The 25537-nt window shown below is 59.3% G+C and carries 21 protein-coding genes and 2 pseudogenes; 11 read left to right on the top strand and 12 right to left on the bottom strand.

The genetic code is table 11. The annotated features are described in order from the left end of the window. Positions 1 to 169: 169 nt before the first annotated feature. Complete coding sequence (gene rmf, locus AC1RPZ_RS17810) at positions 170 to 385, top strand: ribosome modulation factor (protein WP_003223300.1); 216 nt, start codon at positions 170 to 172, stop codon at positions 383 to 385. A gap of 256 nt (positions 386 to 641) precedes the next feature. On the opposite strand, the gene AC1RPZ_RS17805 is transcribed toward rmf, so the two are convergent. Beyond that, the gene (locus AC1RPZ_RS17805) at positions 642 to 1661 is read right to left on the bottom strand and encodes a quinone-dependent dihydroorotate dehydrogenase (RefSeq protein ID WP_493138280.1); all 1020 of its coding nucleotides are present in this window, start codon (positions 1659 to 1661) and stop codon (positions 642 to 644) included. 247 nt (positions 1662 to 1908) lie between these two features. Between AC1RPZ_RS17805 and AC1RPZ_RS17800 the strand changes: the two genes are divergently transcribed. The 8 genes from AC1RPZ_RS17800 to cobA all read left to right on the top strand — a co-directional run bounded on the left by AC1RPZ_RS17800 (position 1909) and on the right by cobA (position 13525). Continuing rightward, positions 1909 to 3120, top strand: a complete 1212-nt coding sequence (locus AC1RPZ_RS17800; RefSeq protein WP_493138279.1) for a CmpA/NrtA family ABC transporter substrate-binding protein — start codon at positions 1909 to 1911, stop codon at positions 3118 to 3120. Positions 3121 to 3135: 15 nt separating this feature from the next. Further along, positions 3136 to 3711 (top strand): ANTAR domain-containing response regulator, encoded by a 576-nt coding sequence (locus tag AC1RPZ_RS17795; RefSeq protein ID WP_145015334.1) that lies wholly within the window; start codon positions 3136 to 3138, stop codon positions 3709 to 3711. A gap of 337 nt (positions 3712 to 4048) precedes the next feature. Next, entirely contained in the window at positions 4049 to 5260 is a 1212-nt protein-coding gene (locus tag AC1RPZ_RS17790; RefSeq protein WP_493138278.1) for a nitrate/nitrite transporter, read from the top strand. A 7-nt stretch (positions 5261 to 5267) separates the two neighbouring features. Continuing rightward, positions 5268 to 6938 (top strand): bifunctional protein-serine/threonine kinase/phosphatase, encoded by a 1671-nt coding sequence (locus AC1RPZ_RS17785; protein WP_493138277.1) that lies wholly within the window; start codon positions 5268 to 5270, stop codon positions 6936 to 6938. A gap of 306 nt (positions 6939 to 7244) precedes the next feature. Next, complete coding sequence (gene nirB, locus AC1RPZ_RS17780) at positions 7245 to 9698, top strand: nitrite reductase large subunit NirB (RefSeq protein WP_493138276.1); 2454 nt, start codon at positions 7245 to 7247, stop codon at positions 9696 to 9698. Beyond that, complete coding sequence (nirD, locus tag AC1RPZ_RS17775) at positions 9695 to 10012, top strand: nitrite reductase small subunit NirD (protein WP_054593246.1); 318 nt, start codon at positions 9695 to 9697, stop codon at positions 10010 to 10012. Before nirB ends, nirD begins: the two co-directional genes overlap by 4 nt. Further along, the gene (locus AC1RPZ_RS17770; protein WP_493138275.1) at positions 10012 to 12729 is read left to right on the top strand and encodes a nitrate reductase; all 2718 of its coding nucleotides are present in this window, start codon (positions 10012 to 10014) and stop codon (positions 12727 to 12729) included. The genes nirD and AC1RPZ_RS17770 overlap by 1 nt, the downstream gene beginning before the upstream one ends. Positions 12730 to 12739: 10 nt before the next feature. Continuing rightward, a complete protein-coding gene (gene cobA / locus AC1RPZ_RS17765; RefSeq protein ID WP_493138274.1) occupies positions 12740 to 13525 on the top strand; it encodes a uroporphyrinogen-III C-methyltransferase in 786 nt (261 codons plus the stop codon). A gap of 88 nt (positions 13526 to 13613) precedes the next feature. On the opposite strand, the gene AC1RPZ_RS17760 is transcribed toward cobA, so the two are convergent. The 9 genes from AC1RPZ_RS17760 to ppsA all read right to left on the bottom strand — a co-directional run bounded on the left by AC1RPZ_RS17760 (position 13614) and on the right by ppsA (position 21978). Continuing rightward, complete coding sequence (locus AC1RPZ_RS17760; RefSeq protein WP_493138273.1) at positions 13614 to 14594, bottom strand: OmpA family protein; 981 nt, start codon at positions 14592 to 14594, stop codon at positions 13614 to 13616. A 107-nt stretch (positions 14595 to 14701) separates the two neighbouring features. Beyond that, entirely contained in the window at positions 14702 to 15292 is a 591-nt protein-coding gene (sigX, locus tag AC1RPZ_RS17755) for an RNA polymerase sigma factor SigX (protein WP_401120263.1), read from the bottom strand. A gap of 90 nt (positions 15293 to 15382) precedes the next feature. After that, a complete protein-coding gene (locus tag AC1RPZ_RS17750) occupies positions 15383 to 16207 on the bottom strand; it encodes a mechanosensitive ion channel family protein (RefSeq protein WP_123425629.1) in 825 nt (274 codons plus the stop codon). Positions 16208 to 16209: 2 nt separating this feature from the next. After that, on the bottom strand, positions 16210 to 16455 hold the full coding sequence (locus tag AC1RPZ_RS17745; protein WP_123425628.1) for a CrfX protein: 246 nt from the start codon (positions 16453 to 16455) through the stop codon (positions 16210 to 16212). Between the two features lie 63 nt (positions 16456 to 16518). Continuing rightward, positions 16519 to 17514: a zinc transporter ZntB gene (locus tag AC1RPZ_RS17740; protein WP_493138272.1), complete on the bottom strand. Its 996-nt coding sequence runs from the start codon at positions 17512 to 17514 to the stop codon at positions 16519 to 16521. 26 nt (positions 17515 to 17540) lie between these two features. Then, positions 17541 to 18032, bottom strand: coding sequence for a ribonuclease E activity regulator RraA (rraA, locus tag AC1RPZ_RS17735; RefSeq protein WP_493138271.1), 492 nt, complete (start codon positions 18030 to 18032; stop codon positions 17541 to 17543). A gap of 87 nt (positions 18033 to 18119) precedes the next feature. Further along, entirely contained in the window at positions 18120 to 18419 is a 300-nt protein-coding gene (locus tag AC1RPZ_RS17730) for a Rieske (2Fe-2S) protein (protein WP_493138270.1), read from the bottom strand. 99 nt (positions 18420 to 18518) lie between these two features. Further along, on the bottom strand, positions 18519 to 19508 hold the full coding sequence (locus AC1RPZ_RS17725) for an alpha/beta fold hydrolase (RefSeq protein ID WP_493138269.1): 990 nt from the start codon (positions 19506 to 19508) through the stop codon (positions 18519 to 18521). Positions 19509 to 19602: 94 nt separating this feature from the next. Beyond that, on the bottom strand, positions 19603 to 21978 hold the full coding sequence (gene ppsA, locus AC1RPZ_RS17720; protein ID WP_493138268.1) for a phosphoenolpyruvate synthase: 2376 nt from the start codon (positions 21976 to 21978) through the stop codon (positions 19603 to 19605). A gap of 176 nt (positions 21979 to 22154) precedes the next feature. Here ppsA and ppsR point away from each other — a divergent pair, with 176 nt between their 5' ends. Continuing rightward, on the top strand, positions 22155 to 22973 hold the full coding sequence (gene ppsR / locus AC1RPZ_RS17715) for a posphoenolpyruvate synthetase regulatory kinase/phosphorylase PpsR (protein ID WP_493138267.1): 819 nt from the start codon (positions 22155 to 22157) through the stop codon (positions 22971 to 22973). 111 nt (positions 22974 to 23084) lie between these two features. Here the strand turns inward: ppsR and AC1RPZ_RS17710 are convergent. After that, positions 23085 to 23447 (bottom strand): annotated as a pseudogene (locus tag AC1RPZ_RS17710) (PLP-dependent aminotransferase family protein); the annotation flags it as partial. Here AC1RPZ_RS17710 and AC1RPZ_RS17705 point away from each other — a divergent pair. After that, a pseudogene (locus tag AC1RPZ_RS17705) lies at positions 23440 to 23937 on the top strand (EamA family transporter); the annotation flags it as partial. The pseudogenes AC1RPZ_RS17710 and AC1RPZ_RS17705 sit on opposite strands and share 8 nt — an antisense overlap. Before the next feature lie 27 nt (positions 23938 to 23964). Here the strand turns inward: AC1RPZ_RS17705 and prpD are convergent. Beyond that, positions 23965 to 25449: a 2-methylcitrate dehydratase gene (gene prpD, locus AC1RPZ_RS17700; protein ID WP_493138266.1), complete on the bottom strand. Its 1485-nt coding sequence runs from the start codon at positions 25447 to 25449 to the stop codon at positions 23965 to 23967. Between the last annotated feature and the right edge of the window lie 88 nt (positions 25450 to 25537).

The following is a 25537-nucleotide window of genomic DNA, read 5'->3' as shown; positions in this document are numbered from 1 at the left end:
TCCCTCGATGTGACGCATTGGTTAGAACTCAATACAGGTTGACGCCGCAACGACGTCAACACCTTGGCTCGTGACGCCGGCAGCGAGCCACCAACGGCAGAAATTTTTCTGCCTGACCTCGATAGAGGTCGACGCGATAAATACAGTCAACAAGTGAGGGAAACACCCTATGAGAAGACTTAAGCGTGATCCGTTGGAAAGAGCATTTTTGCGCGGATATCAATATGGCGTTGGTGGAAAATCCCGTGAGCTTTGCCCATTTACTCTACCGTCGGTACGTCAAGCCTGGATCAACGGCTGGCGAGAAGGACGCGGCGACAACTGGGACGGTATGACCGGCACTGCGGGAATCCATAGACTCAACGAACTTCACGCCGTCGGCTAAACAGGGCACACACTCCGACACGACAATCTGATTACGTAACGACTTAACCACGCACGTCCTCTCCGGACGGCGGGCTTCGGCCCAGGGGCTCCCTCGAGGAGCCCTTTTTTATGCCTGTTGCAACACAAATCCCGCGATACCTCGCGTAGGAGCTGCCGAAGGCTGCGATCTTTTGATTTTGCTTTACGACTTTTTTCTGCTGACGCAAAAAACAAGATCAAAAGATCGCAGCCTGCGGCAGCTCCTACATCTATGGTTATCTCAGCGCGGCGATAGCATCCACCGATTCGCGAATCAGCGCCGGACCTTTGTAAATGAAGCCCGAATACAACTGCACCAGACTGGCGCCCGCAGCGATTTTCTCAGCGGCGTGCTTGCCTTCGGTAATACCGCCAACCGCGATGATCGGCAAACGCCCGGCCAGCTCAGCCGCCAGCACCTTGACCGTGTGAGTGCTCTTGTCGCGTACCGGTGCACCGGACAAACCGCCCGCCTCGTCACCGTGCTCCATGCCTTCGACGCCGACCCGGCTCAGGGTGGTATTGGTCGCGATCACCGCGTCCATTCCGGTGTCGATCAGCGCTTGCGCCACCTGAACGGTTTCTTCGTCGGTCATGTCCGGAGCGATCTTGATCGCCAGCGGTACACGCTTGCCGTGGTGCTGAGCCAGTTCTTCCCGGCGCTTAGCCAGGTCTGCGAGCAATTGCTTGAGCGAGTCACCAAACTGCAGGCTGCGCAGGCCCGGGGTGTTCGGCGAGCTGACGTTGACCGTCACGTAACTGGCGTGGGCGTAGACCTTGTCCAGGCAGATCAGGTAGTCGTCGACAGCACGCTCAACCGGCGTATCGAAGTTCTTGCCGATGTTGATCCCCAGCACGCCCTTGTATTTGGCAGCCGCCACACGCGCCAGCAGATGATCGACGCCGAGGTTGTTGAACCCCATGCGGTTGATGATCGCCTCGGCCTGGGGCAGGCGGAAAATCCGTGGTTTTGGATTGCCCGGCTGCGGACGCGGGGTAATGGTGCCGATTTCAACGAAGCCGAAACCCAATTGAGCAAACCCGTCGATGGCCGCACCATTCTTGTCCAGACCGGCCGCCAGACCCACCGGGTTCGGAAAGTCCAGCCCCATGACATTCACTGGCATCTGCGCTGGCGCCTTGCACAACAAGCCATTGAGACCCAAACGCCCACCTGCGCCGATCAGGTCCAGGGACAGATCGTGGGAGGTTTCCGGGGAGAGTTTGAACAGCAGTTGGCGGGCCAGGGTATACATGGGCGGGATTGACTCGGTTGACGGCGAAATAAGGCGGCGATTATAGCCGTGCATCGGGGTCGCAAGCGAGACGCACGACGAAATCAGCCATGAGTGGCATATGCCTTGCACCAACTTGCTTATCAGCACCCATGCCAATGGCGGGATGAGTGCCAGGTTGCGATTAGAAAGGACAACGGCGTCGTCACCTGGCCTGGTTTGCACACGGGCCCGGGTACGGCGCTTTTTCATGCAAGGTGCTTATTTGATGACTGAACCTCAAGCGGGACCGCTGGCCTGGGTCAACGGCAGCGATGCCCCGGAAAAAACCGCGATCAACCTGGGCTTCATGGCCCTGAGCGACTGCGCGTCAGTGGTGGTTGCCGCGACCCAAGGCTTCGCCCAACCCTATGGGTTGACCCTGAACCTCAAACGCCAATCGTCCTGGGCCAACCTGCGAGACAAACTGGTCAGCGGTGAACTGGATGCCGCCCACAGCCTCTACGGCTTGATCTATGCGGTGCACTTGGGCATCGGCGGCGTCGCGGCAACGGACATGGCCGTGCTCATGGGGCTGAACCAGAACGGCCAGAGCATCAACCTCTCTCACGGCCTGCAAGGGCTGGGCGTGACCAGTCCTGAAGCGCTGGACCGTCACGTGCACCAAAGTCGCCCAAAACTCACCTTCGCCCAGACCTTCCCCACCGGCACCCACGCCATGTGGTTGTATTATTGGCTGGCGAGCCAGGGCATCCATCCGTTGCAGGATGTCGACAGTGTCGTGGTGCCGCCACCGCAAATGGTTGCGCACTTGCAGGCCGGACGGATCGACGGTTTCTGCGTCGGCGAACCGTGGAGCGCCAGTGCAGTGAAGCAGAACCTCGGTTTCACGATGGCGACGACCCAGGCCATCTGGCCCGACCACCCGGAAAAAGTCCTCGGTTGCACCCGCGCCTTCGTCGAGCAATACCCGAATACCGCTCGGGCGCTGGTCATGGCGATTCTGGAAGCCAGCCGGTTCATCGAACAAAACACCGAAAATCGCCGCAGCACCGCACAGCTGTTGAGCGCCCCCGAATACCTCGACGCGCCGCTCGACTGTATCGAACCGCGCTTGCTGGGCGACTATGCCGACGGCCTTGGCAATCGCTGGCAAGACCCTCACGCGCTGCGCTTTCACGGCGGTGGCGACGTCAACGTGCCGTACCTGTCCGACGGCATGTGGTTCATGACCCAATTCCGGCGTTGGGGCTTATTGCGCGAAGACCCGGACTATCTGCAAGTGGCGCGTCAAGTCCAGCAACTCGGCGTCTACCGCGACGCCGCCAGCGCGCTGGGTGTCGCGGCCCAGGGTCAGGAAATGCGCAGTAGCCAGTTGATCGACGGTAAAATATGGGATGGTTCGGACCCGGCGGCGTATGCCCGCAGTTTCAAGCTGCACGCCATGGCCGACGCCCCCACCCTTCTCGCCCGCCGCTGACAGGAGCCTGCAAACATGTTGCGTATCCTGCTGATCAACGACACCGCGAAAAAGGTAGGGCGGCTCAAGGCTGCGCTGACCGAAGCCGGTTTTGAGGTGATCGACGAGTCCGGCCTGACCATCGACTTGCCTGCGCGCGTCGAAACGGTGCGTCCGGACGTGATCCTGATCGATACCGAGTCACCGAGCCGTGATGTGCTGGAGCAAGTGGTGCTGGTCAGCCGCGACCAGCCTCGGCCGATCGTGATGTTCACCGACGAGCACGACCCGGACGTGATGCGTCAGGCGATCAAGTCCGGCGTCAGCGCCTACATCGTCGAAGGCATTCATGCCGCACGCCTGCAACCGATCCTCGATGTGGCCATGGCGCGTTTTGAAAGCGACCAGGCCCTGCGCGCCCAGCTCCAGGCCCGCGATCAGCAACTGGCCGAGCGCAAGCGCATCGAGCTGGCCAAGGGGCTGCTGATGAAAATGAAGGACTGCAATGAAGAACAGGCCTACACCCTGATGCGTCGTCAGGCCATGAGCCGCCAACAGAAGCTGATCCAGGTCGCCGAGCAGATCATTGCCATGAGTGAGTTGCTGGGCTGAGCCTTCAGCGCCTGTAAGGGCGCCAATCGCGAGCAGGCTCGCTCCCACAGGGGAATTGCGTCGTACACAAATCAACTGTGGGAGCGAGCCTGCTCGCGAATGGCCGCGACGCGGCTTCACCTGTTGGCACAGATCTCGCTAGGTAAACCACACAGGTAGCCAACGGCGGTTGCCCCACCTACGACAAAGACGTCGCACACCCCTTTCGCGCAAGCGCAGCGGGTTGCGGCGTTTTTTCGTTTTGGCCCCACAGCCCGGGGCCGGTGGTGCGGCCGTCGCGGCGCCCCACCGCAAAGCTCATGACTCCCTTCGAGACTCTTCACAGCTGAGGTGCGCGATGAATTCAAGCTTCTGGAAATCCGGCCATACCCCGACACTCTTCTCGGCCTTTCTGTATTTCGACCTGAGCTTCATGGTCTGGTACCTGCTCGGCCCGTTGGCGGTGCAAATCGCCGCCGACTTACACCTGACCACCCAGCAACGCGGACTGGTGGTGGCCACGCCGATTCTGGCCGGGGCGTTCTTGCGCTTCGTGATGGGCTTGCTGGCGGATCGACTGTCACCGAAAACCGCTGGGTTGATCGGTCAGGTGATCGTGATCTGCGCCCTGTTCGGCGCCTGGAAACTCGGCATCCACAGCTACGAGCAAGCATTGCTGCTGGGGCTGTTCCTCGGCATGGCCGGCGCCTCGTTCGCGGTTGCCCTGCCCCTGGCTTCGCAGTGGTATCCGCCACAGCATCAAGGCAAGGCGATGGGCATCGCCGGCGCGGGCAACTCGGGCACGGTGTTCGCTGCGCTGATCGCCCCGATATTGGCTGCCTCATTTGGCTGGAGCAACGTCTTCGGCTTCGCGCTGATTCCGCTGATCCTGACGCTGATCATCTTCGCCTGGCTGGCGAAAAACGCACCTGAGCGGCCGAAAGCCAAATCCATGAGTGACTACTTCAAGGCCCTTGGTGACCGCGACAGTTGGTGGTTCATGTTTTTCTACAGCGTGACCTTCGGCGGCTTCATCGGCCTGGCCAGCGCCCTGCCCGGCTACTTCAACGACCAATACGGCCTGAGCCCGGTCACCGCCGGCTACTACACCGCCGCCTGCGTGTTTGGTGGCAGTTTGATGCGGCCACTCGGTGGTGCACTGGCGGATCGTTTCGGTGGTATTCGCACCTTGCTGGTGATGTACACGCTGGCCGCGATCTGCATGGCTGTCGTGGGGTTCAACCTGCCCAGTTCCTACGCTGCGCTGGCGCTGTTCGTCTGCACCATGCTCGGTCTTGGCGCGGGTAATGGTGCGGTGTTCCAGTTGGTGCCGCAGCGCTTTCGGCGCGAAATCGGCGTGATGACCGGGTTGATCGGCATGGCGGGCGGCATCGGCGGTTTCGCCCTTGCGGCGGGCATGGGGGCGATCAAACAGAGCACCGGCAGCTATCAGCTGGCCTTGTGGTTGTTCGCCTGCCTCGGTGTCCTGGCCTGGTTTGGCTTGCACGGGGTCAAACGTCGCTGGAGAACCACTTGGGGTTCGGCCGCCGTGACCGCAGCGCGGGTATGATGCATCGATGAGCCTGCAATTGAGCTTCGCCGAGGCCAGCGCCATCGGCCCACGAGACGAGAATCAGGACGCCCTGCGCCTGGTCACGCCCGCCGCTGAACTGGCGGCGAGCAAGGGGTTTCTGTTCGCCATCGCCGACGGCGTCAGCCAATGCGCCGATGGCGGACTCGCAGCCCGCGCGACCTTGCAGGCTCTGGCCCTCGATTACTACGCCACGCCGCAGACCTGGGCGGTGGCGCAAGCGCTGGACCGCCTGCTGCTGGCGCAGAATCGCTGGTTGCAGGCCAATGGCGGTGGCCAGCCATTGCTCACCACCGTTAGCGCGCTGGTGCTGCGCGGTCGACGCTTCACCTTGGCGCATGTCGGCGATTGTCGGGTGTATCGCTGGCACGCCAACCAATTGCAGCGCATCAGCGAGGACCACGTCTGGGAACAACCGGGCATGCAGCATGTGCTCAAGCGCGCACTGGGACTGGATCAGCATCTGGTGCTGGATTTTCTCGACGGCGAACTGCGCACCGGCGAGAGTTTCGTCCTGCTGAGCGATGGTGTTTGGGCGACGCTGGGCGACACCGCAATCGCGGCCATTCTTCGCGACCAGCCCGACCTCGACAGCGCTGCGCAAACCCTGGTCAACGCGGCCCACCTGGCGGGCAGTCAGGACAACGCCAGCGCACTGTTGGTGCGGGTCGACACCCTTGGCGAAACGAGCATCGGTGATACGCTGATCCAACTGCAGCAATGGCCATTGCCGCCGCTGCTCAAACCCGGCCAAGCCTTCGAGGGCTGGCATGTCGAGAGACTGCTTGGGCAGAGTCAACAGTCGCTGATCTATCGCGTTCGCGATGGCCAGCAACAGCCCTGGCTGCTGAAGACCCTCCCCTTGCAACTGAACAACGACACAACGGCCGCACAGGCACTGCTCTCTGAAGAGTGGTTTCTCAAGCGTGTTGCCGGTCGCAGCTTTCCGGAAATTCACCCGGCGACGCAACGTCAGCACCTGTATTACGTGATGCGCGAGTATCCCGGAATGACCCTGGCCGAACTGTTCGCGCAGAACGGTCCGTTGCCGTTGCCCCAATGGCAACAACTGGCCGAGCGTCTGCTGCGAGCAGTCGGCATGCTGCATCGGCGGCAGATCTTCCATCGCGACATCAAACCGGAAAACCTGCTGCTGGCTGAGGACGGTGAGTTACGGCTGCTGGATTTCGGTCTGGCGTACTGCACTGGCTTATCCGAAGACCAATCGAACGCGCTGCCGGGCACCCCAAGCTACATCGCCCCGGAAGCGTTCAACGGGACTCCGCCGACGCCGCAACAGGATCTGTATGCGGTCGGCGTGACGCTGTATTACCTGGCCACCGGACATTATCCCTATGGGGAAATCGAAGCCTTTCAACGACCGCGCTTTGGTTCGCCAGTCAACGCCAACCGCTATCGGCCGGATTTGCCGGACTGGCTCGGGCAAAGCCTGGAACGCGCAGTCTGCGCCGACCCGGCGCAACGTTATGAGACGGCGGAGGAATGGTTGCTGCTGCTGGAGCAAGGCGAACGACGCAGTTTGAGTGTGCGCCGCAGGCCGCTGTTGGAACGTGAACCCTTGAAGGTCTGGCGGACCTTGGCGCTGGTGTCGTTACTGATCAATCTGGTGCTGTTGTATCTGGCATTTCATGGCTGATCTTTTGATTTTCTGCTTCAAAACCGTGCATTGCGCCTTTATCCGGTGCACTAAAAAGCCCGTTACTCATAGGGAACGTCCGTAAATACGGCCCTTGCGCCACTTGGCACGACCACTGCATTACCTGTTTCACCATACATAAAGCCCAACCTTCAACGACGAAGGGTGTGCTTCCCGAGAGAACGGGACCAGGACAAAGGCGTCCTCGCTAGGTAACTAGCGGGACGCCTTTTTTTGTTTGCGCAAAATATGTCGAGCCAGCCTGATCGCTCTGATGAGACAGGCCTGAGCTCCCCGGAGAACCTGATGAAAAAACTAAAGCTGGTGATGATCGGCAACGGCATGGCCGGGGTTCGCACCCTGGAAGAACTGCTCAAGCTGAGCAATGAACTGTATGACATCACGGTCTTCGGTGCCGAACCCCACACCAACTACAACCGCATCCTGCTTTCGCCGGTGCTGGCGGGCGAGCAGACCTTCGACGAAATCGTGCTCAACGATCTTGATTGGTACCTGGACAACAACATCAAACTGCTGCTCAACCGCAAAGTGGTGGAGATCGACCGGGTCAAACGCCGGGTCATCGCCGAAGACGGCAGCGAAGCCGAATACGACCGCCTGCTGATTGCCACCGGTTCGACGCCGTTCATCCTGCCGATTCCTGGCAATACCTTGCAGGGCGTCATCGGTTACCGCGACATCGCCGACACCCAGGCCATGATCGACACCGCCAAAACCCACAAACATGCGGTGGTCATCGGCGGCGGCCTGCTGGGTCTTGAAGCCGCCAATGGCCTGATGCTGCGCGGCATGCACGTGACCGTGGTGCACCTCGGCGAGTGGTTGCTGGAACGGCAACTGGACAAAACCAGCGGACAATTGCTGCAAACCGCCCTGGAAGGTCGTGGCCTGCACTTTCGCCTGAGCGAACAGACCCAGGCCCTGCACGACGCCGGCAATGGCCGGGTCGGTTCGGTGCAATTCAAGAACGGCGACATTATCCCCGCTGACCTGGTGGTGATGGCCGCCGGCATTCGCCCCAACACCGAACTCGCGGAAAAATCCGGCATCCCGTGCAACCGCGGGATTCTGGTCAACGACACCCTGCAAACCTATGACCCACGCATCTATGCCATCGGCGAATGCGCCAGCCACCGTGGCATCGCCTACGGCCTGGTGGCACCGCTGTTCGAGCAGGCCAAGGTCTGCGCCAACCACCTGGCACAACTGGGGTTTGCCCGCTATTCGGGCTCGGTGACCTCGACCAAATTGAAAGTCACCGGCATCGACCTGTTCTCCGCTGGCGACTTCATGGGCGGCGAAGGCACCGAGACCATCACCCTCTCCGACCCCATCGGCGGGGTCTACAAAAAACTGGTGATCAAGGATGACGTGCTGGTCGGCGCCTGTCTGTACGGCGACACAGCGGATGGCGGCTGGTACTTCCGGCAGATTCGTGAGAACCACGCCATCGGCGAGATCCGCGATCACCTGATGTTCGGCGAAAACGCTCTGGGCGATGTCGGCCACCAAGGCCAGGACAAAGCCATGAGCATGGCCGACAACGCCGAAGTCTGCGGTTGCAACGGCGTCTGCAAAGGCACCATCGTCAAGGCGATTCAGGAACACGGGCTGTTCAGCGTCGACGAGGTCAAGAAACACACCAAAGCGGCCAGCTCCTGCGGCTCCTGCGCCGGACTGGTGGAGCAGATCCTGATCAACACCGTCGGCGGTGCGGCGGACGTCAAACCGAAGAGCGAAAAAGCCATCTGCGGTTGCAGCGACCTCAACCACGGGCAGATCCGCCAGGCGATCCGCGAAGAGCATCTGTTGACCATCGCCGGGACCATGAGCTACCTGAACTGGCGCACCCCGAATGGCTGCGCCACCTGCCGTCCGGCGCTCAACTACTACCTGATTTCAACCTGGCCAGGCGAGGCCAAGGACGATCCGCAATCGCGGCTGATCAACGAACGGGCCCACGCCAACATTCAGAAAGACGGCACGTACTCAGTAGTCCCACGGATGTGGGGCGGCGTGACCAATCCTTCGGAGCTGCGGCGCATTGCCGACGTGGCCGACAAGTACAACGTGCCCATGGTTAAGGTCACGGGCGGCCAGCGCATCGACTTGCTGGGAATCAAGAAGCAGGATCTGCCCGGCGTCTGGAAGGACCTTGACATGCCTTCCGGGCATGCCTACGGCAAATCGATCCGCACGGTCAAAACCTGCGTCGGTAGCGAGTTCTGCCGCTTCGGTACGCAAAACTCCACGCAACTGGGCATCGAACTGGAACATGACCTGTTCAACATGTGGTCGCCGCACAAGGTCAAGCTGGCGGTCTCTGGCTGCCCGCGCAATTGCTCGGAAGCCGGGATCAAGGACGTAGGAATCATCGGCGTCGACTCTGGCTGGGAGATGTACATCGGCGGCAACGGCGGGATCAAAACCGAAGTCGCGGAGTTCTTCGTCAAACTGAAAACTGCCGAAGAAGTGCGCGAGTACAACGGCGCCTTCCTGCAGCTGTACCGCGAAGAGGCCTTCTACCTCGAACGGACCGTGCACTACCTGCAGCGGGTTGGCATGGAGCACATCAAGAAAGCCGTGCTGGAAGACCCGGAGCGCCGCAAAGCGCTCAACGATCGCCTGCAATTCTCCCTGTCGTTCGAGCAGGACCCGTGGAAAGAACGCCTTGAGCAGCCGCTGCTGAAGAAGGAGTTCGATGTCATCCCCGTGAAAAACCTGGAGGTGTCGGCATGAACTGGCTGGATATCTGCGCACTGGAAGAAATCAACGCCTTGGGCTCGCGCATCGTCAGCGGGCCAAAAGGTGACATCGCGATTTTTCGCACCAGCGACGATGAGGTTTTCGCCCTCGACGACCGCTGCCCCCACAAGGGCGGACCGCTGTCCCAGGGACTGATCTACGGCAAACGCGTCGCCTGCCCGTTGCACAATTGGCAGATCGACCTGGAGTCCGGTCAGGCCCTGGCGCCTGATGTCGGTTGCGCCCATCACCATCCGGCACGGGTGGAGAACGGCCGGGTCATGCTCGCTCTGCGGGAAGCAGGCTGATGAGCCGCCAGACGACCGCCTCGACCTGCTGTTACTGCGGGGTGGGCTGCGGCGTACTGATCGAGCATGACGGCGAGCAGATCCTCGGCGTCAGCGGCGACCCGACGCACCCGGCCAACTTCGGCAAACTGTGCAGCAAAGGCTCGACCCTGCACCTCACCGGCGACCTCGCGGCGCGGGCGCTATACCCGGAACTGCGATTCGGCAAAGGTATGGCCCGCAGCCGTACCGATTGGGACACCGCCCTCGATCACGCCGCCAGCGTTTTCGCCGACACCATCGCCGAGCACGGCCCGGACAGCGTGGCGTTCTATATCTCGGGGCAATTGCTGACCGAGGACTACTACGCCTTCAACAAACTGGCCCGGGCACTGGTGGGCACCAACAACATCGACAGCAATTCACGACTTTGCATGTCGTCAGCGGTGGTCGGCTACAAGCGTAGCCTGGGTGCCGACGCTCCGCCGTGCAGCTATGAAGACCTTGAGTTGAGTGATTGCGTGATGATCGTCGGCAGCAACATGGCCTACGCCCATCCCGTGCTGTTTCGTCGCCTGGAAGAAGCCAAAACCCGCCGGCCACAGATGAAAGTCATCGTCATCGACCCTCGGCGCACAGACACCTGTGACTTGGCCGACCTGCATCTGGCCATACTGCCCGGCACCGATGTCGCACTGTTCCATGGGATATTGCATCTGTTGCTGTGGGAAGACTGGGTCGACCGTGAGTTCATCAAGGCGCACACCGAAGGCTTGGCCGAGCTGAAAAACCTGGTGCGCGATTACACCCCGCAAATGGTCGCGCAACTCTGCGGAATCAGCGTTGAGCAATTACAGCAATGCGCAGAGTGGGTCGGCACTTCAGCGAGTTTTCTGTCGCTGTGGTGCATGGGCCTCAACCAGTCCACCGCCGGCAGTGCAAAAAACAGTGCGCTGATCAACCTGCACCTGGCCACCGGGCAAATCGGCCGCCCAGGTGCCGGCCCCTTCTCGCTCACCGGTCAGCCAAATGCCATGGGCGGACGCGAAACCGGCAGTTTGTCGAACTTGCTGCCAGGACATCGCGAAGCCGCCAATGCCGAGCATCGCGCCGACGTGGCAGCTTACTGGGGTGTCGAAAAACTGCCCGACACCACCGGGCTGACCGCCATTGAGCTGTTCGAACAGGTCCAGAGCGGCAAAATCAAAGCCCTGTGGATCGCCTGCACCAACCCGGCGCAGTCGCTGCCGGATCAGCAAACCGTGCGCTCGGCGTTGCAGGCTTGCCCATTCGTGGTGTTGCAAGAAGCCTTTCGCACTACCGAAACCGCCCCCTTCGCCGACCTGCTGTTGCCCGCCGCCAGTTGGGGTGAGAAGGAAGGCACAGTGACTAACTCTGAACGGCGGATTTCCCACGTTCGCCGCGCCATCAGCGCACCGGGTGAAGCACGCCCGGACTGGGCGATCACTGTGGATTTCGCACAGCGCCTGGAACGGCGCCTGCGTCCGGGGAAACCCAGCCTGTTTGCCTTCGAACAACCGGCGCAGGTCTTTGATGAATACAAACAGCTGACACGCGGACGGGACCTGGACCTCTGCGGGATCAGCCATGCGCTGCTCGACCGCCTCGGCCCACAGCAATGGCCGTTCCCGGAAGGCGCCTTGAGCGGAACGCCACGGCTTTATCTGGACTGGATTTTCCCCACTGAGAGTGGCCGTGCACAGTTTGTCGCCGACCCTTATCGCGCCGCCAAGGAGCAACGTGATGCACGCTTTCCGCTGACCCTGATCACCGGACGCCTGCGCGATCAATGGCATGGCATGAGCCGCACTGGCACCGCCGCGCAGCTGTTCGGCCACGTCAGCGAAGCCTTGTTGAGCCTGCATCCTGATGAACTGCGTCGGTATCGGCTGCAAAACGGTGACCTGGTCAGCCTCAAAAGCCGTCGAGGCAGCCTGATCGTCGCGGTCGGTAGTGATGACAGCGTGCGTCCAGGCCAGGCGTTTCTGCCGATGCATTGGGGGGACCGTTTCCTCAAGGGCGGCATCAATGTGCTCACGCAGCCGGCGTTCGATCCGCTGTCGAAACAACCCGAACTCAAACACAGCGGCGTGCGTATCGAACCGGCAAAGCTGCCATGGCATTTGTTCGCATTGGTTGAGGGCGATGTTCAGCTGCATTTCGAGACCTTACGACCGCTCTGCGAGGACTTTGCCTACGTCAGCCTCAGCCTGGCCGGCCGTGAACGCCCGGCGCTGCTGATACGCGCTGCCAGCGCCCAGGCGCCCGATCCGCAATTGCTGCATGACATCGATCAACAACTGGGACTCAACGATGGCCCGGTCTTGGCCTATGACGATCCACGGCGCGCCATTGGCAAACGAGTGCGCATCGAACACGGCCGGATTACCGCCATTCGCCTGGCCGGTGAAACCCTTGCACAACACTGGCTGCAAAACCTGTGGCTGGAAGGCCGTGCCGACGAACAACTGCGGCGCTGGCTTCTGGCGCCGTTGAGCACGCCACCCGGCGGTGCAGGCGCCGCTGTCAGCCCCCGCAAGACCCTGTGCAACTGCATGAACGTCAGTGAAGACGCGGTGTGTACCGGCATTCGCAGCGGGCTGGACTTGCAGGGCCTGAAACAACAACTCGGTTGCGGCACGCAATGCGGCTCCTGCGTCCCGGAAATCAAGCGTCTGTTGGCGGCCAGCGTGCAGCCGATCGCAATCACGTCGTGAGGAATAGAACATGAGCGCAAAAGTCTGGTTGGTAGGTGCAGGTCCCGGCGACCCTGAATTGCTGACCCTCAAAGCCGTTCGGGCGCTGAACGAAGCCGATGTGGTGCTGATCGATGATCTGGTCAACGAAGCAGTGCTGGTGCATTGCCCGCAGGCGCGAATCATTGCGGTCGGCAAACGCGGTGGCTGTCGTTCTACTCCGCAGGCGTTCATTCATCGCTTGATGCTGCGCTATGCCCGCCAAGGCAAATGCGTGGTGCGGCTCAAGGGTGGCGATCCGTGCATTTTCGGACGCGGCGGTGAAGAAGCACAGTGGCTGCGCGAGCGTGAGGTTGAGGTCGAGCTGGTCAATGGCATCACCGCAGGCCTGGCCGGCGCAACACAATGCGATATTTCCCTGACCCTGCGCGGCGTCGCCCGCGGCGTAACCCTGGTCACCGCGCACACTCAGGACGACAGCGAGCTTAACTGGCGAGCCTTGGCCCAAAGCGGTACGACGCTGGTGATTTACATGGGCGTGGCGAAATTGAGCTCAATTGGCGAGCAATTGCTGGCCGGTGGGATGGCTGCTGATACGCCGGTGGCGATGATTGAAAACGCTTCATTGCCACACCAGCGCGAATGCCGGAGCAACCTGACAGCAATGCAGGAAGACGCCCGCAGCTTCCAGTTGAAAAGCCCGGCAATCCTGGTGATCGGCGCGGTGGCAGCCCATGACAATGCTAAAAGATCGTCCGAACGCGGCCCGAGCCCTTCGACAGCTACAGAGGAGCGCTGGAACGCCCATCTAGCATAGCTGCCGCAGGCTGCGATCCTTTCAAAAAACCAAATCGCAGACAAAGAAAAGCCCGGCCTAAGCCGGGCTTTTCCGAACTACACGCTAATTACTTAGCGGTAGCTTCAACTTCTGCTTCTACGCGACGGTTCATAGCGCGGCCAGCTTCAGTTGCGTTGTCAGCAATTGGGCGGGACTTGCCATAACCAACCGAGTGAACGCGGTTAGCTGCAACACCATCCTTGACCAGGACTTGTTTCACAGCGTCGGCACGACGCGCGGACAGTTTCTGGTTGTAGGCGTCAGGACCGACGTTGTCGGTGTGACCTGCAACGGTGGTGGTGGTGTTCGGGTACTGCTTCATGAAGTCAGCCAGGTTCTTCACGTCGCCGTAGCTGTTTGGCTTAACAACAGCCTTGTTGAAGTCGAACTTCACGTCCAGCTGAACTTTAACAGTTTCAGCAACTGGAGCTTCTGGCTCTGGCTCTGGAGCCGCAGCTACTGGAGCTACTGGAGCTGGAGCAACTTTGCCGCCAGTGCCGCCGAAGTTAACGCCCAAGCCAATCAGGGCCTGGTAGTCCCAACGACCGCTGTCCAGCTTGTAGTCGGCTTCAACGCCGGCACGAGCGTACAAGTTGTCGGTCATGTACCACTTGGCGCCAGCACCAGTGGTCAGATAGGTGGACTTATCACGACCAGTGTGGCCGTCAGCAGCGACGTTGGTCATGCTGCCGTGTTGAACACCGCCTTCAACGTAAGGACGGATGGCATCGCCAACAGTACCGAAGTGGTACTGGGACTTCAGACCGAAGTGATCGCCACGGATTTTCTGGTTGCCAGTGTCGGTGTCAGAACGAGTGTAGTCGTCCGAACGGTAGGTGGCATTCACAGAAACGTCGTCGGTCAAGAAGTAACCGATCGAGTAGCCAGGACCAGTGCGGCCGTTCTCGTAAGAGTCAATACTGTGGTTGAACGTCTTGCCGTAGAACAGCTCACCTTCGACCGCGCCTTGGCCTTGTGCCAGAGCGCCGAACGAAGTAGCGGCAATAAGAGAACCAATGGCAAAGCCCAAGGTGTTTTTCAGTTTCATCCGTTAAATCCCCATCTGGTGATTGTAAAGCAGTCCCGCAAACCGGGGGACAACTCGGCGGCAAGTCTATCAGAACTTGCCTACACGTAAGAGATATTTGCGCTGAACTAAGTTTCAGCAATGCCTGCAAATTTCTCACGCAATTTGTCAAGAGCGCGTTTGTACCGCATTTTCGTTGCACTCAAGCCCATGTGCATGATGTCCGCGATTTCCTGAAACTCCAGCTCTGCGACAAATCGTAGCACCAGAATTTCTCGGTCAATCGGGTTCACATACACCAACCAGCGATCAAGTCCACCCTTTTCCTCAGGTGTCGGCGCCTTCTCTTCAGACGCTTCCTCAAGGGGGTCCAGACTCAAAGCGTCCATCAAGCGACGCTTACGCCGTTCCTTCCGATACTGCGTGATGCACTCGTTGTACGTGATGCTGTAGAGCCACGTTTTGAACTTCGATTTTCCCTCGAAGTTCTTCAAACCGTACAACACCTTCAACATCACTTCCTGACAGACATCATCTGCGTCACGATCGTTCCCAAGATACCGTGCACAAACGTTAAATAATGTTCTCTGATAACGCCGCATCAGCTCTTCGTAGGCGCGCGTCACGTGAAACAGCTCCGTGTGCGAGCGCGCGACCAACTCCTCATCAGAGAGCTCGCGGGGGTCGTAGCGCATGGATAGCGATTGGGCTTTATTCAAAACAAGTCGGGCCGACAGTCAGGTCAATGTCCGCCGCAACCCATCGTATCGGGCATTTTGCGGCGGCATACATTAGCAGGGTTTGCCGGGTTAGCGGCTACTAACATGCTGTTCCAGGAGGATCCGATTGGAAAGTGAGACTAGCTCACCCTCATCGGTCAGCAATGTAGTTTTAACCGTGCCGATCTCTTCGATCTGGCCTTCGACCTCACCAACACGCACTTGTTGCCCAACCTGGTACAACTCACGCACATAGATTCCAGCAAGAATCTGGCCGGCAATTTCCCGGCTTCCCAACCCCATGGCCAGGGCAACTGCCAGACCAACGGTAATCAAAACAATCACGATCACATGGTTCAGCAGGTCGGTTTTGACCTCAAGCTGACTGATCGCGACCGAAATACTGATGATGATCACCAGGCCTTGAGCGATACGCCCCAGGCCCGATGCGTAATCCAGTCCTACCCCTTCTGCGGCGCCGCGCACCAGCCCATTGGCCAATTGCGCGAGCAGCACGCCCACCAGCAACACCAGCGCGGCACCAAATACTTTCGGCACATACAACGCCAACATATCGAGCGTAGCCGAAACTCGCTCCAAGCCAAGGGATTCTGCAGCAGAAACCAGAAAAATCAGCAAAACGAACCAATAAACGATCTTGCCGATCAGGGTCGAAATCGGCACCTGCAGGCCTGCGCGAGCCAGCAGCTTGGTCAAACCGGTACCGCCCATCAAGCGATCCAGGCCCAGTTTTGCGAGTAATTTGGAGAGCAGGGTGTCGAGCAGCTTGGCCACGACAAAACCCAGCAAAAGCACTACCAGTGCGCCGAACAGGTTCGGAATGAAGTTCGCTACCTTGGTCCACAACGCTGTCATTGCCGTGACGAGGCTCTGAGTCCAGAGATCAAGTTCCATATTCAATCAGCCTTATCAGCAGTGCGAGCAGTAGGTTTACGACGGGAAACCGGCGAGACATGGGCCGATCCGTTATTGAGGGCAATCATCAGCGCGGGCAGCCAGCGGCCCAGCAGGCTGAACAGATCACCGGCGCCGACCTGGCGGTTGGCAGTTTTCAGTACACGCCCCAGACAGGCATCATCGTCACGGGTGGACGGTGATGCCTTGAGCATGTCACGCAAGGACTGTTCAAACGGATCGTGCATACGCACCTCTCGTGATATCTGTGAAAGACGCGATCAAAATTCTCTGGGTCACATGGCTCTCCCTCATACCCAGCGCAAACGCCGGAACAACCACCACTGCCCCACCCCGACTGTCACCATCATCAGGCAGGCAATCACGAAGCCATAAGGGTTCCCGGAAAAAGGAATTCCACCGACGTTTATACCGAGCAAACCGGTTAGAAAACTCATCGGCAAAAAGATCCCGGTAATGATCCCGAAACGGTACATGATGCGATTCATGTGCACGCTCAAACGCCGGTCTTCGGTCTCCAGCACCAGCCCCACGCGCTCCCGGGTCAATTCCAGTTCTTCCAGATAACGCGTCAGGCTGTTGTTCAATTCGTTCCAGTAGTCGCCGTCATCATCGACAAACCATGGCAGTTTTATTCGCGTCAGTTGACCGAAGATATCCCGCTGCGGAGCAAGGAAACGCTTCAGTCCTGCCGCTCGCCGACGGATCTGCAAAATGGCGCCATGTTCTGGAGTATACCGTTCGTCGGCATCCAGCTTTTCTTCTTCGTCATCGACGATTTCGGAGAGATCGCTGACCAGATCCTGCACCTTGTGGGTGAGGTACTGAGCCATATAAAGGATCAGGTCAGAGGTGGTTTTCGGCCCCTTGCCCTCGGCCAGTTGCACCAACAACTCATCGGTGGCGCGTAACGGACGCAAACGCAGGGAAATGACCCGCTGAGCAGAGGCGAAGATCCGCACCGAGACCATGTCTTCAGGCTCGGCACCCGGATTGAGGTTGATTCCACGCAAAAACAGCAACAGCTCGGAGTCCGGCAGCGCCAACAGGCGCGGCCGGGTGTTTTCTTCGAGCAACAGATCGCAGCTGAACTCACTCAGACCGCTGGATTTACGCAACCAGGTCTGAGTTTGCGGGTGACTACGGTCCCAGTGCAGCCAAAGGCTTTCATGGGGTTGCAGTTGCAGGTCATCCAGTTCAGTCCGGGTAAGCCAACGCGCACCGCCTTTGCCATCCAGCACCAGGGCATGCACCAGCCCCCACTGCGCGTTTTCTTCCTCGAACATCCTCACCCCTGGCTTGAATCAGTTATTTATTCTGGCATTTTCAACGGACTTGGCGAGATGATCACGCCATTATTGTCCGCGTAGATGTATTCGCCTGGACGGAAAGTCACGCCGGCGAAGGTTACCGCAACGTTCAGATCACCGAGGCCACGTCTGTCGGTTTTCATCGGATGGCTGGCCAGCGCCTGCACGCCCAGATCGGTTTGCGCAATAACGTCGACGTCACGGATGCAGCCGTAGATCACCAGCCCTTCCCAACCGTTTTTCGCGGCTTTCTCGGCAATCATGTCGCCCAGCAGTGCGCGGCGCAGCGAACCACCGCCATCGACCACCAGCACCTTGCCATTCCCTTTGAGCTCGGCCTGCTCCTTGACCCGCGAGTTGTCTTCGAAGCACTTGATGGTAACGATTTCGCCGCCGAAGGAATCACGGCCACCAAAATTGCTGAACATCGGTTCCAGCACCTGCACCAGTTCCGGGTAGGCATCACACAGGTCGGGAGTGAGGTAATGGTTCATCGAGAAACTCCTGTAAGAGAAAGAACACGATTGTGGGCTGTCGAAAATCGCCGGGGTTACAGTACTGAAACGAGTAGTCGCAAAGGATTAAACATCGATCCCGATGCGATCACCCTCGTAAGCCACCTTCAGCATGCTCAAGCCAGGGCACGGCGCCTGTACCGGAACGCCGCTGGGCAACTGAAACTCGATGCCGTGGCGCTGACAACGCAGGATATTTCCCGACAATGTCGCACTGCTCAGCGGCGCACCCTGATGCGGGCAACTGTCTATCAGCAACAACGGCTGATTATCCAGCACCATCAACAGCAGGCTACGCCCTTCGACCTGGAACGTCCGCCGATAACCTTCATCCAGATTGATCAGACGCTCAAGTGGCACGAACATAAGGGTGACTCAGCAACCGATTGTGACCAGAACAGCTCAATGCGTCATATCTTAGCCGTTAGCTGATCGGTGCGAAACGCTCTTGTCAGAGCATTCGTCTCAGACTGCTGCGGCCAAATCCGGCTTGTCAGCCAATAATGGCGTCTGCTGATCGGTCAGCCAGCGCTGCACCAACGGCCAGACTTCGGCCTGTGCGGCTTTGCTGACCAGCATTTCAACATGCCCAAAATTGTCCGAAAAGCCCTGCTCGCGCCCCAGGCAGATGAACTGTTTGTGCTCGGAGCCGATCTGATCGAACAGCTTGCGACACGCCCATTCAGGGTCCTGATGATCGCTGGTCGCGCTGACGCCCAATACCGGCACCTGAACCTCGGCCAGCCCGCCCCACCAGTCTTTCTCAGCATCGCCAAAGCGCCCGAACAAGCCATACCAGCGCATGCCTTCCAGGGCCAGGCCGATCGGCTCGTCCTCCGGGCCACGCTTGAGGCGAGAGCCCGAAATCTGCGCGAAACGCTTCAAGATGAACCGCCCGCTCCACTCCACCGGGGGAATTTTCAGCGGCCAATAGGTGCGACTGACCTGCGTCCCAAAAAATGCGGCAGAAGCCACGGCTGGCTCACCCAGGTACTGACCACCCAGCGCTGCCGCCAGAGTGATACCACCCAGTGAATGACCAATCCAGTGCGGAACCTGACCGCTTTGCTCACGAACGAACGCAGCAATCGCCGGCAGATCGTAACGGGCATAGTCGGCAACGCGGTTCTTTCGATAGTTCTGGTTGCGCGCGGACAATCCGTGACCGCGCATTTCCGGTATCCACACATCAAAACCGGCGCGCGCCAGGTAGGCGCCCAAGCCAAGGCCTTTGGGGGAAAACCAGAAGCGCCGATTGGAAAAGCTGCCGTGCAGCAAAATCACCGGAACGCCGCGCACGGAAGGCTCATCGGCCATGCCCAGACGGGTGACCGCCAGTTCGACGGTGCCGTCCGGACTGTTACCGGGTTTCAAGCGATAGACGTCCTCGCTCAGATCGCCGCGACGCTCGGCGCTGATCAAGGCGACAGGAAATAGGTTGCTGCTGCTTTGCATAATGCTCTTGCACAAAAAAGGGCGGGGTCCATCTGGATGCCGCCCTACTTTAACTCTAAAGGGCCGATCATCGATCGGCCCTTCACTCAACGACTCAGACCGCAGCCTGACCTTCAGCCAGGAAGAACCAGGTTTCCAGTACGGAATCCGGGTTCAACGAAACGCTTTCGATACCCTGCTCCATCAGCCACTTGGCCAGGTCCGGGTGGTCGGAAGGGCCCTGGCCGCAAATACCGATGTATTTGCCAGCCTTGTTACAAGCCTGAATCGCGTTGGACAGCAGCTTCTTGACCGCCGGGTTACGCTCGTCGAACAGGTGCGCGATGATCCCGGAGTCACGGTCCAGGCCCAGGGTCAGCTGGGTCAGGTCGTTGGAACCGATGGAGAAACCGTCGAAGAACTCGAGGAACTCTTCAGCGAGGATCGCGTTGGACGGCAGCTCGCACATCATGATGACGCGCAGACCGTTTTCGCCACGCGCCAGGCCGTTCTCGGCCAACAGCTCCACAACCTGGCTGGCTTCGCCCAGGGTACGGACGAACGGCACCATGATTTCGACGTTGGTCAGGCCCATCTCGTTGCGCACGCGTTTCAGCGCGCGGCATTCGAGCTCGAAGCAGTCACGGAACGACTCGCTGATGTAACGCGAAGCGCCACGGAAGCCCAACATCGGGTTTTCTTCTTCCGGTTCGTAGAGCTTGCCGCCGATCAGGTTGGCGTATTCGTTGGACTTGAAGTCCGACAGACGCACGATGACCTTTTTCGGCCAGAACGCGGCGGCCAGGGTGCTGATGCCCTCGACCAGTTTCTCGACGTAGAAACCGACCGGATCGTTGTAACCGGCCATGCGCTTGTCGACGCTGCTCTTGATTTCCGACGGCAGACCGTCGTAGTTCAGCAGCGCTTTGGGGTGCACACCGATCATACGGTTGATGATGAACTCCAGACGGGCCAGGCCCACACCGGCGTTCGGCAACTGCGCGAAATCGAAGGCGCGATCCGGGTTGCCGACGTTCATCATGATTTTGAACGGCAGCTCTGGCATGGCGTCGACGGAGTTTTTCTTGATGTCGAAGCCCAGCTCGCCTTCGAAGATGAAACCGGTGTCGCCTTCAGCGCAAGAAACGGTCACGCCCTGGCCGTCTTTCAACAGTTGGGTGGCGTTACCGCAACCGACGACGGCCGGGATACCCAGTTCACGCGCAATGATCGCTGCGTGGCAGGTACGGCCGCCACGGTTGGTGACGATGGCGCTGGCGCGCTTCATGACCGGTTCCCAGTCCGGGTCGGTCATGTCGGAAACCAGAACGTCGCCCGGCTGGACTTTGTCCATCTCGGAAACGTCTTTGATGATGCGCACTTTACCGGCGCCGATCCGCTGGCCAATGGCGCGACCTTCAACCAGCACAGTGCCGGTTTCTTTCAACAGGTAACGCTCCATGACGTTGGCCTGGGTGCGGCTCTTCACGGTTTCAGGACGAGCCTGAACGATGTACAGCTTGCCGTCGTCGCCGTCTTTGGCCCATTCGATGTCCATCGGGCACTTGTAGTGCTTCTCGATGATCATCGCCTGTTTGGCCAGTTCGCTGACTTCAGCATCGGTCAGGCAAAAACGCGCGCGTTCAGCCTTGTCGACATCGACAGTCTTGACCGAACGACCGGCCTTGGCTTCATCGCCGTAGATCATCTTGATGGCTTTGCTGCCCAGATTGCGGCGCAGGATCGCCGGACGACCCGCCGCCAGCGTGCCTTTATGGACGTAGAACTCATCCGGGTTTACCGCGCCTTGTACGACGGTTTCGCCCAGGCCGTAGGCGCCGGTGATAAACACCACGTCACGGAAGCCGGATTCGGTGTCCAGGGTAAACATTACGCCAGCAGTGCCGGTTTCCGAACGGACCATGCGCTGCACGCCAGCCGACAGGGCAACCAGCTTGTGGTCGAAGCCCTGGTGCACGCGGTAGGAAATGGCGCGGTCGTTGAACAGGGAAGCAAACACTTCCTTGGCCGCGCGAATGACGTTTTCGACGCCACGGATGTTCAGGAAGGTTTCCTGTTGACCGGCGAAAGAGGCGTCCGGCAAGTCTTCGGCGGTCGCCGAAGAGCGCACGGCCACGGCCATGTCCGGGTTACCGGCCGACAGCGTGGCGAACGCGGTGCGGATCTCGGCGTTGAGCTTCTCCGGGAACTCGGCTTCCATGATCCATTGACGGATTTGCGCACCGGTTTTCGCCAGGGCGTTCACGTCATCGACGTCCAGCGCATCGAGCGCGGCGTGGATCTGGTCGTTCAATCCACTTAATTCGAGAAAATCACGATAAGCCTGAGCCGTCGTGGCGAAGCCACCTGGGACCGATACACCGGCGCCCGCAAGGTTACTGATCATCTCGCCCAGGGATGCGTTCTTGCCCCCCACATGCTCTACATCGTGGACGCCGAGCTTATCGAGGGAAACTACGTACTCTACCAAGGTGATCTCTCCACTAACTGTGTTGGAAAAGCTCAGGGCGCTGGCGGCTCATCAGGAGCATTTGCCAGCGATATGGCCTGGACCTGGAAAATAAGTGAGAATGCAGGCCAATCCAGGCCGGCAAACCGCGCCTATCATATCCAAGAATCGTCACCAGCTTAAGGCCCAAGGCGCAAATGAAACGATCTGCTTTCTTTATCTCCGATGGCACGGGCATTACAGCCGAAACCCTGGGTCAAAGTCTGTTGGCGCAGTTCGAAAACATTACCTTCAGCAAAGTCATACGGCCGTACATCGACAACGTGGACAAAGCGCGGGCCATGGTACAACAAATCAACCAGGCCGCCGAAAAGGACGGATTTCGTCCGATCATCTTCGACACCATCGTCAACCAGGACATTCGTGAGATCCTCGCGACCTCCAATGGTTTCATGATCGACATTTTCTCGACCTTCCTCGCGCCTCTCGAACAAGAGTTGAGCGAGCACTCGTCGTATTCGGTCGGCAAGTCCCATTCCATTGGCCACAACTCCAATTACATGGAGCGTATCGAGGCGGTGAACTTTGCTCTCGACAATGATGACGGCGCCCGCACCCACTATTACGACAAGGCTGACCTGATTCTGGTCGGCGTGTCGCGCTGCGGCAAAACCCCGACCTGCCTGTACATGGCCATGCAATTCGGGATTCGCGCGGCCAACTACCCGCTGACCGAAGACGACATGGAACGCCTGCAACTGCCGACAGCATTGCGCGCCCATCAGCACAAGCTGTTCGGCCTGACCATCGACCCGGACCGCCTCACCGCGATCCGCAACGAGCGCAAGCCCAACAGTCGCTACTCGAGCTACGCCCAATGCGAGTTCGAAGTGCGTGAAGTCGAGAACCTGTTTCGCCGCGAGAACATCGCGCACATCAACTCCACGCATTTTTCCGTGGAAGAGATTTCGGCGAAGATTCTGGTGGAAAAAGGCGTGGATCGGCGCTTCAAGTAATTTTTCAGCGCCTGATCTACCGCCATCGCGAGCAAGCTCGCTCCCACACTGGACCGTATTTACCTTGAGGTCGCGGTCAAATGTGGGAGCGAGCTTGCTCGCGATGAACGATTACGCGGTTTCTGCACCCTGCTCCAACGCCTTCGCCACCGCCACGAACCCTTCACACAGTAACCTGTCATCCCCAGACGTATTACAGACACTCACCCGAATGAACTGCGGCACGCTTGCATGCCCAACGGCGAACGCTTCGGCAGTGGCGATCAGATAACCGTTCTGTTTGAGCTCAGCCTCGATCTGCGACGCACGCCAGGGCTCGGGCACTTCGATCCAGAAGTGTGGGCTGTGGAGGTGGGTTTTGTACTCAAGCCCCTTGAGTAGCCCGGCGACCAGGGTTTTGCGGCGAATGATTTCTGCTATTTGCTGCCCCAGCAACTGCTCGGCGACACCGTTTTCGATCCAGGATTTTGGCAGCCTGTTCATGATTATCCGTAGCCAAGGGCTGCATCTGGATCACGCGGAATTGTTTGGGGTGCTGGCGATTCTTGCCGCTGCGATCCTGCATGCGCTGTGTTACGTGGTGACCAAAAAACAAGGCAGCGCCATCAGCGTCATCACCTACAACACCCTGCCCATTGGCATCGCCGGACTAATGCTGGCAAGCGCAGGCCTGGTGGTCGAGACGCCGACATTCGCGACCATCAGCCTGCGCTCATGGGGCGCCCTGCTCTATCTCGGGCTGGTCGCTTCTGTCGGTGGTTTTATTGTGTATTTCATGCTGCTAAAACGTCTGAGCCCAATCATCCTGTCCTTTGTCTTCATCATCTTCCCGGTGTTCGCCGTGATCATCGGAGCCTGGTACGAAGGCTCGACGATTTCGCCGGAGCTGATGGCTTACAGCGCGGTGCTGTTGACGGGGTTTGCGATCACCAAACTGCCAATGGAGAAGCGGTTCAAGGTCTGAAAAACCCACCTTACGCGGGATCCGACTTCAGATCACGAAGAGGTCCATGAAGCGGTTAACCGGCGTTGCCTCAAGCTTCGCCTGATCCTTGCACAAGGCAAAGATTTGCGCCGAGCGTTGCGCAGTGAATCGGGTAATCAGATTGGCTTTGAACTTGTCCTCCAGCAGGGGAATGCCATCGGCGCGACGACGGCGATGGCCGATCGGGTATTCAACCACCACTTGTTCAGTGCTTGAACCATCCTTGAAGAACACTTGCAGGGCGTTGGCGATGGAGCGCTTGTCGGCCTCCAGATACTCGCGGGTGTAGCGCGGGTCTTCGACGATGACCATTTTTTCACGCAGCACATCGATGATCGGGTGCGCCGCGTGAAACTCATCTTCGTACTGTTCCGCCACCAGATTGCCGAAGGCCAGCGGTACCGCCGTCATGTACTGGATGCAGTGGTCGCGGTCCGCGGCGTTGGCCAGTTGACCAACCTTGGAAATGATGCGAATCGCCGACTCGTGGGTGGTGATGACGATCTTGTCGATTTCATCCAGACGATTGCGCACCTGCGGGTGCAAGGTCACCGCTGCCTCGCAAGCGGTTTGCGCATGAAACTCGGCCGGAAAACTGATCTTGAACAGCACGTTTTCCATCACGTAGGTGCCGTATTTCTGCGAGAGGCTGAAGGTGCGCTTGTCTTCAGGCTTGAGCGCCAGGTCCTTGTTGGTGTGGCTGAACAGCACGTCGTAGAAACCCCATTGCGGTGCCGTTAATACGCCCGGAATACCCATCTCGCCACGCAGGGCGATGTCCGCCAGCCGCACGCCACGACTGGAGGCGTCGCCCGCCGCCCAGGACTTGCGTGAACCGGCGTTTGGCGCGTGACGGTAGGTGCGCAATGCCTGGCCATCGACAAACGCGTGGGACAGCGCGGCCAACAATTGTTCGCGATTGGCGCCCATCAGTTTCGCGGTAACGGCCGTCGAGGCGACTTTGACCAGCAGGACATGGTCCAGGCCGACTCGATTGAAAGAGTTTTCCAGCGCTATCACGCCCTGAATCTCGTGGGCCATGATCATCGCGTCCAGCACCGCTCGCACCGTCAGCGGTGCATCGCCGTTGGCCACGCGTTTCTGCGACAGGTGATCGGCAACTGCGAGGATCCCACCGAGGTTGTCGGACGGATGCCCCCACTCGGCGGCCAGCCAGGTGTCGTTGTAGTCGAGCCAACGGACGATACAACCAATGTCCCACGCAGCCTTTACCGGATCGAGGCGAAAGCTGGTGCCGGGAACACGTGCGCCAAAGGGCACGACCGTGCCTTCGACGATGGGACCCAGGTGTTTGGTGCATTCGGGAAAACGCAGGGCAAGCAGACCGCAGCCGAGGGTGTCCATCAGGCAATTGCGGGCGGTGTCCAACGCCTCTTTGGACTCGATCTTGAAATTGAGGACGTAATCGGCAATGTCTTGCAGGACTTTGTCGTAGTCGGGACGGTTGTTCAGGTCGACGTTGGCGCTCATGCTCGATTCACTCTGGCAGTGGTTCGTTGATGGGACCTCGGTTCAGGGGCAATCTTAGTCAGTTACATCATTCTTATTGTTGGAAAAC

It is taken from the genome of Pseudomonas sp. GW822-FHT02D10 (assembly GCF_058802345.1).
This window is presented reverse-complemented; position numbering and strand designations above follow the sequence as displayed.